This window comes from Janthinobacterium sp. UMAB-56 (genome assembly GCF_900095265.1).
GTDB lineage: Bacteria > Pseudomonadota > Gammaproteobacteria > Burkholderiales > Burkholderiaceae_D > Janthinobacterium.
On record NZ_LT607663.1, the window covers coordinates 1 to 12381 of the forward strand.

The window sequence follows — 12381 nt, forward strand, 5'->3', positions numbered from 1 at the left end:
ATCGACAAAGCGTTGTGTTTGTCAGCTGCGAAGAAGGAAGAGTATGAAGCATTTCGCTAAATTCGTCAACACCTTCTTTTACTACCCAGCCCCGGAAGGCTGTCCCTCTTGTGCCGCAAACTAGTGCGTCTCATCGGGGAGGCGAACTATAGCAAAGCGCCCTGGTAGTAGCAAGGCTTTTCAGGAGTATTTGCCGCCAACTGCTACAATTTCGCCCCCTCAGCGCAAATCCGCGTCCATACATAGAAGATTCACCATGAAACAACAAGCTCAAGGATCAGGCCTGTCCCTGAAACGAGCTGGCTTCAGCACTGGCTTTGGCGTGCTCGCCGCCACCCTCGGTTCCGCAGTCGGTCTTGGCAATATCTGGAAGTTCCCCTATCTAACCGGTGCCAATGGTGGCGCCGGCTTCCTGCTCATCTATTTACTCGCCACCTTATTGGTAGGCCTGCCCGTGATGATTGCAGAAATTACCCTCGGGCGCCGCGCCAAGGTCAACCCGATCTCCGCCATGGAACAACTGGCCCCAAAGGGCAAGCCCTGGTGGCTGGTCGGCTTCATCGGTATGATCGCCGCCTTCCTCATCGTCGCGTTTTACTCGGAAGTGGTGGGTTGGGTGTTTGCCTACATCGCCAAAGCCATCGACGGCTCCATCCTCAGCAGCGACAAGCTGGTAACGGAAGCGGCATTCGCTTCGCTGATCCGCAATCCCTTGCAATCGCTGTTGTGGCAATGGGGCGTGCTGCTGTTTATCGGCGGCATATTGATGCTGGGCGTGACCAAGGGCATCGAAGCGATCGCCAAGAAACTGATGCCGCTGCTATTTCTGTTACTACTGCTGCTATGTGCGGTCAGCCTGTCGCTCGATAAAGCGGGTGTAGGCCTGGCCTTTCTGTTCCGTCCTGATTTTTCCAAGCTGACGGCTTCCGTTGTACTGACGGCCATGGGCCTGGCCTTCTTCAAGTTGTCCGTCGGCATGGGCACGATGATGACCTACGGCAGCTATTTCCGCGATGACCAGGATATCCCTGTCACCACCTTGCGCGTGATGGCGGCCGACCTCGGCGTATCGATGCTGGCTGGCATCGCCATCTTCCCCGCCGTGTTCACGTTTGGTTTCGCCCCTAGTGCGGGACCGTCGCTGGTGTTCATCACGATTCCGGCAGTTTTCTCGCAAATTCCGATGGGGCAAGTCCTGATGGTGGTGTTTTTCATCCTGGCTGCCGTCGCCGCAACGGGCGCGATGCTGTCGCTGATGGAAGTGCCCGTGGTCATTTTCCATGAACGCTTCGGCTGGACGCGCACCAGGGCCACCGTCGTGACCATGCTGCTGCTGGCCGTACTCGGTTCCGTGTGCGCGCTGAGTAACAGTACCCTGGCGGACTTCAAGCTGTTTAATTTGAATATGTTTGATCTGTTCGACTTCGTCTCGTCGAATATCTTGCTGCCGGTAGGCGGCATCGCGATTGCCTTGTTTACAGGCTGGGCCTGGGGCAAGCACCATTTCATCGATGCGATCAGCAATCACGGCCAGTTGCAGAACAAAGCCTTGGCGCATGTGCTGCTGTTCCTGCTGCGCTTTGTCTCGCCCGTGCTGATCCTGATCGTGATGTTGAAAGGGATGAAAGTCTTGTAACTAGAGTACCCGGGTGTAGGTCTGGCGCACCAGCACCCGGTCACCGCAATCAAAATGCCACCATTCGCTGTTGATGCCGAAGAAACCCGCCTGGAACATGGCGTCGCGCAACAAGCGGCGATGCGCCACGTGCTCTTCGGAAATCTCCCCCTTGTCCAGCAAGACCAACTCCAGCGCCGGGTGCGAGCGCTCACTCAGATCATCAAAACCCGTACCCATGTCCAGTTCCTGCCCATCCGGCCCGACGATGGTGATGTCGAGCGCCATGCCGAACGAGTGGATCGAGCCGCGCGATGGTTCGGCTATATAGCCGAGCAACTCCGTCCCCTGCAGCGCATCCCACAATTGCTGCTGCACCCGTTGCGGGCGCAAGGCGTCGAGCACCAACAGATGATGACCGGGGCGATGCGCGGCCAGCCAGGCCACGGCCTTTTCCAGTGCGGCGGCCGCATCGCGGTGCAGCCAGGCGCAATCGATGGGGCTATATAAGTCGCGGCCGACGAAATTGTCGGGCGTGGCATAGCGCAAGTCGACGGCGATGCCGGCGATGCTGCTCAGGTGGCGAAATTGCGGATCGCTACCGACCGCTTCCAATTGCAAACTAGCAACAGACATTAAGCTCTTCTTTCCAGGCACTGACGCGCCGCTACGCCAATGCTGTCGGCCAGGCGCCGCGCGCCATGCGACAGCGGCGAGTGGCTCGCCGTCAATAAATACAGTTGTATGGGTATCGTGGGCGCCCAAGGCCGGCGCTGCAGCCGCTCGGGCGAACCTGACGCAGCCGTAAATGGGTCGACCACGGCCATGCCGGCGCCCGCTTCCACCAGCGAGCGGGCAATTTGATAGGTTTGCACTACCGTACTGAAGACGGGGTGGATGTCCTGCGCCTCGCAGGCGGCCACCACCAGTTCACCCAGCGGATCGTTGTCCGCATGGCCGATCAGCTCGCCATTCAGGCCATGCGCCGTCAAAGGCGTGCCGCAATCGGCCGCATGCCAGGTGCCGGCCGGCGCGATCACCGTCATGACGCCCTGCGCAATCGGTTCGGCCACGATGCCCGGATGGCGCGGGTCTTGCAAGGACACGGCCAGGTCCGCTTCGCCGAGGCGCAAGGTATTGACGATCTCACCCGTGTGATGCGTGGCCAGCTGGCAACGCGTATGGGGAAAGTCGCGGCGCCACTGCGTCATGGCGAACGGCAAGACGCTGATGGCGAGCGTCGGCGTCGACACCAGGCGGATGGTTTCCACCGCGTGCCCCTTCAGGCTGGCCGCCAGGCGGCGGATACCCAATAAATCGCGGTTGAGCTTTTCCGTCTCGACAAACAGCCGGTGCGCCTCCGGCTTCGGGTACAGCTTGCCCCGCACGCGCTCGAACAGCGGCATGCCCAGTTGCAACTCGCAATGCTGCAAGACCTTGGTCACGGCAGGCTGCGAGATATGCAGCACCTGGGCGGCGCCGCTGATGGTGCCAACTTGCATGATGGCGTGAAACACTTCGATATGACGCAGCCGCATGAGCTATTCCTTTACCTTGCTTTGGCCATTCGGGCCATCAACGTTCAGCATATAAGAAAAAGGCATGGGCTGGAACGGTCGTGCTACTTTGCTACAACAGCTGGCGCCGGCGTCGTCAGCACTTCCAGCAAGGCCGCCGTTTCGCCATCGGGCATGCCGTCGAACAGCGTATTGCGGTATTTCATCTGGAAGGCGATGAGCACATTGCGCGTCGCTTCGTCAAAGATGCCCGTATTCGGCGTGGCATAACCGTGCTGGGCCAGCTTTTTCTGGAACCAGACGGCGTCCGGCACTTGCTGCTCAAAAATCATTCGTTGGGCGGCCACGCGGTTCGCATCGGGCCAGACGATCAGGCCCGCATCGGCCAGCTGGCGCCATGGGAACAGGGGGCCCGGGTCCTGCTTGCGCTGCGGCGCGATTTCATTGTGGCCAAGGATGTTTTCCGGCGCGATGTTGTAGCGCGCCTGGATATCTTTCAACAGCGGAATCAACTCATCGATCTGCGCCTGCGGGAAGGGATACCAGAGGCGGCCTTCCGGCGTGTCCTTGTAGCCGGGATTGACGATCTCGATGCCGATCGAGCTGACATTCAACTGTGTATAAGTCTTCCAGTTACTCACACCCGCGTGATTGGCCTGGCGCGATTCGTCGACCAGCACGTAAAACTTCGGCTTGTCCGTATCCGTCAGCAAATAATGGCTGCTGACCACTTGTTCCGTCAGTATCTTGATCGAGCGGGGCAAGTCGCTGACCGTGTAATGGATGACGATGAATTTCACGCGCGGGCTCTGGCTGCGTGCGTTCAAACTATGGTCGAGGTGCGGCGCGGGCGTGGTACAGGCGGAGAGCAGGGCCACCAGCAGGGCGAGGGCGATTTTTTTCATGAAAGATCCATGTTCGGGTTAATAAAATAATCAGTCTTTGCCGGCACACAAGCTGGCCGTCCTGGCTGCCAACTTGGCCGCGGCCTCATGTGATCGGGCAACTTTTTGCTCCATCATCAACGATACAGGCAAAGCGGCGCGCATGGCAGCAGCGATGGCCGGGTGCAATTGCGCCGCGCGGCCCGCCAGCACCACGGGACGCGGACCATAGCGCGCCGTCAGGGCCAGCGCCAATCGCGCCAGTTCCTGTCCCGCACGCTGCAAGATGTCCAGCGCCAGCGGGTCGGCATCCGCACTGGCGGCTACGGCCAGCGCCAGCCGGCCAATGGCGCCCCGGTCCTGGCCATACATGAAGGCGCGCGACTGCGACCAGTCGCTCCCGCCCAGATGGGCAAACACGGCTTCGGCCATGGGCGAGGCTTGCCAACTGCCGGGCGCCTCGTCTTCGCGGCGCCAAATATGGCGCAAGGCTTCGCGCGCAATCCAGTAGCCGCCGCCGCCATCGTCAAGCAACACGCCGCGCCCGCCAGCACGGTGAAATCCCCCATCCGCATCGATCCAGGCGGCAATCGAACCGGTGCCAGCGTAGACCAGATAACCGGCACCCGGTTCAAAACTGTCGCGATAGGCAATGTCAATGTCGTTACCCACGCTGACGTTGGCGGCATCGACCGCCAGCAAGGTGGCCAGTGTTTGCGCCAGCACAACATCATCGCCGCCAAAGCCCGTCAAGCCCGCCATCACGGCACGCGGTCGGCCAACGGCCAGCACAGCCTGGCACAGCCTGGCAAACGTGGCGTGCACGGCGGCGCGACCCCCATCGCTGCCCATTTGCAAGGCAGACAAACCTTCCACGGCGCCGTCGGCCACGATCACGCCGTCAACGGTGGCCAGCGCCCAGCGCGTCTGCGTGCCGCCCGCGTCGATGCCCAGCCCGAGCACGGCAGTGTCAGTATTGGTTGCAGGGAAGGAAATCATGGCGTGAGTGTAAAGCCAAGCTGAACTTGCAGGCATGAAAGCTTGCGCATGTTTCATGCCTGCAGGTTATGGACTACCGTTAACAATTACTTGGCGGGGGCCGTAAACGGTGCGCGCACGGTGACGCGTGGGCTTTCATTGCCGAGGCGGTCCACGGCACTGACCACCACCGCGTTGACTTTACCGGTGGCATCGTCCAACAGCGTCAGCTCGCCCTGCACGCCCGTGACCACGGTAAAGCGCCAGTCTTCGCCATAGCGCGCCCACACGGCATACTGGGCCACGGCTTTGCCGCCACCCGTCGTCAATTTGACGTTCAGGCTGGTGGCATCGCGACGCAGTGCCAGCACGGGCGTACCCGGTGCTTCCTTGCCCAGCCACGGCGTGGCGGGAATCAGGGCAGGGCTTTGGTACACGCTCGCCTTGAGTTGTTCGCTGACACCCTTGCGGTTCTGCATCAGGGGCACCATGCTGAAATGCACATGTCCATTCGCGCCGGGGCGCGTGCGCGTCACTTCGATCTGCTTGATGATCTCTTGCGGCGTGAAGGACTTGGCGGAATTGTCGATGCGGCTCGTGTACAGGCCTGGCCACACATGGCGGCCATACGGGTTATGCGCCAGCCAGTAGTCGAGCAGCACGCCGAACGCTTGCGGCGCCTGCGCCACGGGCCAGTAGAGCTGCGGCGACAGATAATCGAGCCAGCCCTTGGCCAGCCACAACTCTGCATCCGCATACAATTTGTCGTACTGGCTGAAACCGACGATGCCGGCAGGGCGACGGTCCGGACGACCGATGCCGAATGGACTGATGCCGAAGCGCACCCAGCTCTTTTCGCGGTGGATACCTGTGTATAACGCTTCGATCAACTGATTGACGTTCTGGCGGCGCCAGGAAGCACGGTCCAGCTGGCCACCGGCCAGCAGATATTGCTGCCAGGAAGGCTCATCGGGAAACGGCAGTTCACGCCTGGCGCCGCCATTGCCCGCGTCCAGCGCGGCTGTTTCGGCACCGGCACCGGCGCCGGCGCCAGGCGCGTCGATCGGATACGGATAAAAGTAATCGTCGATGTGCACGCCATCGATATCGTAGCGGCGCACCACGTCGAGCACCACGTCCGTCGTGTGCCTGGACGCGGCGGCGTCGCCCGGGTCCATCCACAGGTAGCGGCCGTATTGCTTGACGGACGCCGGGTTGGTGGACGCGAAACTGTCGCGCGCCAGCGGCGACTTGGCCGTCGCGTGACGGGCCCGGTACGGGTTGAACCAGGCGTGCAATTCCAGGCCGCGCGCATGCGCCTGGGCTACCCAGAAAGCCAGTGGGTCATACATGGGCAACGGCGGCTGGCCTTGCTTACCGGTCAGGTATTCCGACCACGGTTCCAGCTGCGATGGGTAAATCGTATCGGCGCTGGGCCGCACCTGCAAGACAATCGCGTTCAGATTCAAGGACTTGGCGCGGTCGAGGATGGCGATGGCCTCGGCTTGCTGCTTGGCAACCGGCAAATTGCTACGGCTGGGCCAGTCGATATTGGCGACCGTCGAGACCCAGGCGGCGCGAAATTCGCGCGGCGCCGGCGGCGGCACTTCGCCCGTGATGTGCTGCACGGGCGGCACGGCTGGCAAACCCGCGTCGCCCGGCGTCACAGCGGAGGGCATCTTGGTGCTGGTACAGCTGCTGAGCAATGTGGCGGCGGCCAGCGCGGCCAGTACGCCGGCACAGGCGCCCAGGCGTTTTTTGAAAGTAGACAACAAAACAATTCCTTGCAGTGGTGGAGCGCAGGTCTATCGGTGCGGGCATTTTACTGTGCGCCCGCCATCCTTGCGGGCGCACCGTTCAAAAGAATCAGGCCTCGGCCTTCTTGCCGAATTCGGGATCGATCTTGACCAGTGCGGCCATGATGAAGGCGGGAATGGTGGCGATGCATACCCAGATGAAGAAATGCTGGTAGCCGAGCATTTGCTGTATCCAGCCGCTGGCCATGCCGGGCAGCATCATGCCCAGCGCCATGAAACCCGTGCAGATGGCGTAGTGGGCCGTTTTATGCGCGCCATCGGAGACCATGATCATGTACAACATGTAGGACGCGAAACCGAAGCCATAGCCAAATTGCTCCAGGGCGATGCCACCGGCAATCACATAGATACTGCTGGGCAAGGTGCTGGCCAGGAAAACGAAGACCAGGTCGGGCAAGTGGACGGACAGCACCATGATCCACAGGCAGCGTTTCAAGCCGAAGCGGGAAATGATGAATCCGCCCAGCAAACCGCCGAGGGTCAGCGCGATCACGCCGATGGTGCCGTAGACCAGACCCACCTGTTCCGTGCTGAGGCCCAGGCCGCCCTTGGCGACAGGGTCGAGCAGGAAGGGCGCGGCCAATTTGAGCAATTGCGCTTCACCGAGGCGGAACAGCAGCAAAAATCCCAGGATGACAAAAATATCCTTCTTCTTGAAGAAGGAAGCAAAGGTGGCGAGGAATTCCTGCACCGGCGAAATACCGGCGCCCTGGATGCTGGGCTGGTCCTCCTTCGGTTTCGGCAAGACAAAATAGTGGTACAGGAAGAGGGCGATGAACAGGCCCGCCAGGATGGCGAACACGACGGACCAGGCCAGCTGCACATTGCCCGTCGCATGCGTCAAATAGCCAGCCAGAAACACCAGGCCACCCTGGCCGGCGATCATCGCCAATCGATAGAATGTGCTGCGCACGCCGACGAAGGCCGCCTGCTGATGTTCCTCCAGTCCCAGCATATAAAAGCCGTCGGCGGCAATATCATGCGTGGCAGAACTAAAAGCCATCAGCCAGAAGATGGCTAGGCTGATCTGGAAAAAATGCGGCAATGACGTCGTCAGGGCGACCAGCGCCAGCGCGGCACCGATCACCAGCTGCAAGCCGACGATCCAGAAACGCTTGGTGCGGTACATATCGATGAAGGGAGACCATAGCGGCTTGATAACCCAGGGCAAGTACAACCAGCTCGTGTACAGCGCGATATCCGTATTGCTGAAACCATAGTTCTTGTACATGATCACGGACAAGGTCATGACCACTACATAGGGGATGCCCTGGCCAAAATACAGGGAGGGGATCCACAGCCACGGTTTTTTCGCGCGCGCCGGTGCGCTTTGTTTCACTAGCTCCATACATCCTTCATAGTCTGCCAGACAGAAGAATGCCGCGCCATCGGATCACGCCGCCAGTGCTGCCCGCACACTGCCATCCGCGCCGGCCAGCAATGCCTGTGCCTGGTTTGTGTTGATTTTTTTGATCAAGGCAACAATCGCCACCTTGACGTGATAGTGGCATTGTTCCAACACGGCCCTGGCCTGCATTTCGCTGGCGCCGGTGGCATGCATGGTCAGACGCACCGCCCGCCAGATCAGCTTGGCGTTGGTCGGCTTCAAGTCTACCATCAAGTTTCCGTAAGTTTTATGCAAACCCACCATCAAGGAACTGGAAATTGTGTTCAGGGTGATTTTTTGCGCCGTGCCCGCTTTCAAGCGCGTGCTGCCGGATATGACTTCCATGCCCGTGTCAAGCACGATGCCGCATTGTGCCTCGTGCGCCACGGGGGCATCCACATTGTTGGCGATGCCGATGGTCAAGGCGCCCGCCGTGCGCGCCGCCAGTAGCGCGCCCAGCACGTAAGGCGTGGCGCCGGAGGCGGCCAGCAGGATCACGACATCATTGGTTTGCGGCTGCAGGGCCAGCAAATCCTTCTCGCCTTGCAATAAATCATCTTCCGCCCCTTCCACGGCCACAAACATGGCGCCCGCGCCACCGGCCAGGATGGCGACAGCCCGCTCGGGCGGCCAGGAAAACGTGGGATTCAATTCAACGCTATCGAGCACGCCAAGCCGGCCCGATGTGCCCGCACCCACGTACAACAGCCGTCCGCCTGCGGCGATACGCGGCAAGGCGGCAGTGATGGCGGCAGCGATCTGCGGCGACGCCAGCCGCACGGCTTCGACGGCCCAGAACTGGTCATCAACCAGCGCCGCCACCAGTTGCTCCACCGGATACAGGTCCAGATCCGGATGCCGCCGGCTCGGGGTTTCAGTTTTCAACATGATTTCAGAACATGGTTGAAGGTGAAACCAGTTTAATACCAACGAGCGAGATCAACCATGAAAGCTTGGCAGGCGGGCATAACGGGAGCTTATGGCTAGTGCAGGAAGGTGGCGTGCTACATGTACTTCGATACGCTCCCATTTGTGTCTATACTTCAGCTCGACGCCCTCATCAACGACATGCCCCATGATCGCTAGCCAATTGCTGTTCCTGTTTAGCGCCCTTGGCGCCATCAACGGCATTTTTCTGGCCGTCTATTTTTTCAGCCGTCGGCCTCGCTGCCTCGCCGACTGCATCCTGAGTGCATTGCTGCTTGCCGTCGGGGTGCGCACCGCCAAATCCGCCTTCCTCTTCTTCAACCCTGCGATCGCACTCGAATTCCGCCAGCTGGGCCTGTCGGCCTGCCTGCTGATCGGTCCCTTGACCTATCTCTATGTGCGCTGTTTCATCGCCGGACTCGCGCAACTGCCTGCTGGACAACAATGGCGTTGGCATCTCGGCTTGTCCTGCCTGCTGATAGGCATGGGCGTTGCCTTTCCGTATTCCGCGTACCGCTCTGTGTGGGACCTGTCGAGCCATGCCATCCATGTGTTCTGGCTATGCTACCTGCTGGCAACTGCCAAGTTGCTCTGGCAAAGCCGCCATGCATGGTTGAACGACGGGCATCGGCTGGCGACCAGCAGCGTGCTCCTGCTGAGCGTCTTTGCCGGCAGCTGTGTCATGTTGGCGGCATACGCGAGCACGCCGTTCACGTCCTATATTGTCGGCGCCTTGTCATTCACCTTCTCGCTGCATGTCGCGGTCATGGTCTTTCTGCTGAGAAAGGAAACCTTGACGCCTGCCGAGCCGAAGCAGAAGTACCGGAATAGCCGCCTGACACACGAAGATGCACTTGCCGTGCTCGCTGCGCTGGAACAACTGATGAGCGTGCAACAATCCTATCTGAATCCGAATCTGACCCTGGCCCAACTGGCCAAGCGGGCCGGATGCACGCAGGCGCAGGTGTCGCAGGTACTGAATGACAAGCTGAGCAAGAGCTTCAATACCTACGTCAACGCATACCGTATCGCCGAAGCGAAGCAGGTATTGACCGACGAGCCGCAACTGAACCTGGATATCGTTGCCGAGCGCTGCGGCTTCAATTCCAGTTCCACTTTCTACTCCACCTTCAAGAAAGTTGCCGGGCAGACGCCCGCCAGCTTCCGCGCCCAATCTGGCCAGGCGGCCAGGGCCGTTTCCGCGTAAAACCTCTCCGGAATCGCCATTCCGGAGTCTGAAATCATGTTTGGCGACATCCATTCCCCTGCATTTCGATAACTTATCGACCAGCAACGATATGAAATAGTCGTTGCTCCGATAAACGTAGTTCTTCATTGAGGGTAAAGCCATGATTCAGTCTTTATTGCGAACGGTACTCGCCTGTTGCTTGCTAAGCATCGCCGCCGTTGGAAGCGCCGCAAGTGCAGACCAGGACGAAAATGCCATCCGGGAGACCGTGCGCTTGTATCTGCATGGCACCAGCTTCAACGTACAGGACGAGATCAAGCAGGCCTTCCATGCAACCGCCCGCCTTTACCTGAACGGCAAAAACGATGCGGAATGGGAGTTGAGCGGTCCGGAATACGCAAAACTCTTTTCCCAAGAGAAAATAGGGCTATTCAATGGGCGCCACGGGCGACTGATCAAGGTGGATGTGAGCGGCAAGGTGGCCACCGCCAAGGCCGAGATCCACATTCCCCAGCAAGGGGTCCGCTATGTGGATGTATTTCTGTTGAAAAAGATCGCCGGCAACTGGAAGATCGTCAGCAAGTCGGCCCATCGCGAACCAGCAGCCGCGCGCCAAGCACGCAAGGTGCTGCTGGTCGTGTCGAATGTGCATCAATATCCCGGCACGAAAATTAACGCCGGCAATAATTTTCCCGAGCTTGCCTATACCTATGATGCCTTTCGCAAAGCAGGGTACGCGGTCGACTTCGTCAGTCCCGAGGGTGGCGCCATTCCGCTGGAAATGATCGTCACGTCGGACGAGTTATTAAAAAGGCATCTGTACGACAGTGATTTCATGTGGGCACTGGCCCATACCAAGCCCGTCTCCGAGGTCAGGGCAGACGAGTATGCGGGCATGGCTTTCGTCGGCGGCGGCGCGGCCATCGTCGGTGTCCCGGACAACAAGCCGCTGCAGGACATCGCCTTGCGTATCTACGAACAACAGGGCGGGGTGATCGCGGCCATCTGCCATGGCACCGAGGGCATCAAGAATCTGAAGCTCAGTGACGGTACTTTCCTCATCCAGGGCAAGGTGCTCACCTCGTTCCCCGATGCGTTTCTGAACAAGGAATCGCCGATCTACAAGGCCTATCCCTTTTCGGCAGAAGGCAGCATCAAGCGCCATGGCGGCATATTCAGGCACGGCGCCAACGGCAAGAGTCACGTCGAGGTCGATGGCCGGCTAGTGACCGGCATGAGCTGGGAATCGTCCGTCGGCGTGGCCGAATCCATGATCCGCCTGTTCGGGCAGTAGATTTATGGGGCGCGGCGCATCTCCGCCACAAAATCGTAATGGTCGCTGCGGCAATACGAATGCGTCAGTTCCACCGCCTCGCCCGACTCCAGATAGGCGATGCGCGTGATGAACAGCACGGCCTGGCCATCGGGGATGCCCAGTTGCTTGGCCAGCACGTCCGTCGCATTCATGGCGCGGATGTGCTGCAAGGCGCGCACGGGGGCCTTCTTGATGCTGCTCAAGTATTCATACAGCGAATCGCCCATGGCGGCCGGCTCCGGCACCACGCTGAAGGGCAGCACGCTCACTTCATACGCCATCACCACGTCGTCGGCCAGGCGCAAGCGCTCCAGGCGCGCCACTTTCGTATTCTGCGCCAGGCCCAGGCTCAGCTGTTCATCGCTGCTGGCGATGACGACTTCGCGCTTGAGCCAGCGCGAGCCGGGGCGGTAGCCGCGCTGCTGCAGTTGCTCGGAAAAGCTCGACAGGTTCGACAGCGGCTGCTCGATGCGTGGGGCAATATAATTGCCCGATCCACGGCGACGCACGACGAGGCCTTGCTCGACGAGCTGGTCGATGGCCTTGCGGGCAGTCACGCGCGATACGTCGAGCAGTTCGGACAGGGTACGTTCGGATGGCAGGGCCTGGTCTACCTGGTAGCGGCCATTGCGTACGTCATCGCTCAGCTTGCGGGCGATCTGCATATATAAAGGCGAATTGTCATTTAAATCGACCTTGAGTTCTACGCTGGTCTGGCTCATACAGTTCTCCTTGTCCTCCTAGTGTAATAG

Annotated in this window: 11 protein-coding genes; 3 read left to right on the forward strand and 8 right to left on the reverse strand. The window is 60.0% G+C overall.

The features are described from left to right. Positions 1-256: 256 nt before the first annotated feature. On the forward strand, positions 257-1636 hold the full coding sequence (locus K0F85_RS20230) for a sodium-dependent transporter (protein WP_219117748.1): 1380 nt from the start codon (positions 257-259) through the stop codon (positions 1634-1636). Here K0F85_RS20230 and K0F85_RS20235 read toward each other — a convergent pair whose 3' ends face one another. The 7 genes from K0F85_RS20235 to K0F85_RS20265 form a co-directional block, all read right to left on the reverse strand. Next, entirely contained in the window at positions 1637-2251 is a 615-nt protein-coding gene (locus K0F85_RS20235; protein WP_219117749.1) for a M15 family metallopeptidase, read from the reverse strand. It abuts the gene before it with no gap. Continuing rightward, complete coding sequence (locus K0F85_RS20240) at positions 2251-3153, reverse strand: LysR family transcriptional regulator (RefSeq protein ID WP_219117750.1); 903 nt, start codon at positions 3151-3153, stop codon at positions 2251-2253. Before K0F85_RS20240 ends, K0F85_RS20235 begins: the two co-directional genes overlap by 1 nt. 83 nt (positions 3154-3236) lie before the next feature. Then, on the reverse strand, positions 3237-4037 hold the full coding sequence (locus K0F85_RS20245) for an N-acetylmuramoyl-L-alanine amidase (protein WP_219117751.1): 801 nt from the start codon (positions 4035-4037) through the stop codon (positions 3237-3239). Positions 4038-4067: 30 nt separating this feature from the next. Then, a complete protein-coding gene (locus K0F85_RS20250; protein ID WP_257572924.1) occupies positions 4068-5015 on the reverse strand; it encodes a BadF/BadG/BcrA/BcrD ATPase family protein in 948 nt (315 codons plus the stop codon). An 86-nt stretch (positions 5016-5101) separates the two neighbouring features. Then, positions 5102-6769 (reverse strand): glycoside hydrolase family 10 protein, encoded by a 1668-nt coding sequence (locus K0F85_RS20255; RefSeq protein WP_257572925.1) that lies wholly within the window; start codon positions 6767-6769, stop codon positions 5102-5104. A 91-nt stretch (positions 6770-6860) separates the two neighbouring features. Next, a complete protein-coding gene (locus K0F85_RS20260; RefSeq protein ID WP_219117753.1) occupies positions 6861-8159 on the reverse strand; it encodes an MFS transporter in 1299 nt (432 codons plus the stop codon). 45 nt (positions 8160-8204) lie between these two features. Continuing rightward, positions 8205-9086, reverse strand: a complete 882-nt coding sequence (locus tag K0F85_RS20265) for an N-acetylmuramic acid 6-phosphate etherase (RefSeq protein ID WP_219117754.1) — start codon at positions 9084-9086, stop codon at positions 8205-8207. 187 nt (positions 9087-9273) lie between these two features. Here K0F85_RS20265 and K0F85_RS20270 point away from each other — a divergent pair, with 187 nt between their 5' ends. Both K0F85_RS20270 and K0F85_RS20275 read left to right on the forward strand, forming a co-directional pair. After that, positions 9274-10332 carry a helix-turn-helix transcriptional regulator gene (locus tag K0F85_RS20270; RefSeq protein WP_219117755.1) on the forward strand — a complete coding sequence of 353 codons (1059 nt, stop codon included), beginning with the start codon at positions 9274-9276 and terminating at the stop codon, positions 10330-10332. Positions 10333-10474: 142 nt separating this feature from the next. Then, positions 10475-11608 carry a nuclear transport factor 2 family protein gene (locus tag K0F85_RS20275; RefSeq protein ID WP_219117756.1) on the forward strand — a complete coding sequence of 378 codons (1134 nt, stop codon included), beginning with the start codon at positions 10475-10477 and terminating at the stop codon, positions 11606-11608. Positions 11609-11610: 2 nt separating this feature from the next. Here the strand turns inward: K0F85_RS20275 and K0F85_RS20280 are convergent, their stop codons facing one another. Continuing rightward, positions 11611-12351 carry a GntR family transcriptional regulator gene (locus K0F85_RS20280; protein ID WP_219117757.1) on the reverse strand — a complete coding sequence of 247 codons (741 nt, stop codon included), beginning with the start codon at positions 12349-12351 and terminating at the stop codon, positions 11611-11613. Between the last annotated feature and the right edge of the window lie 30 nt (positions 12352-12381).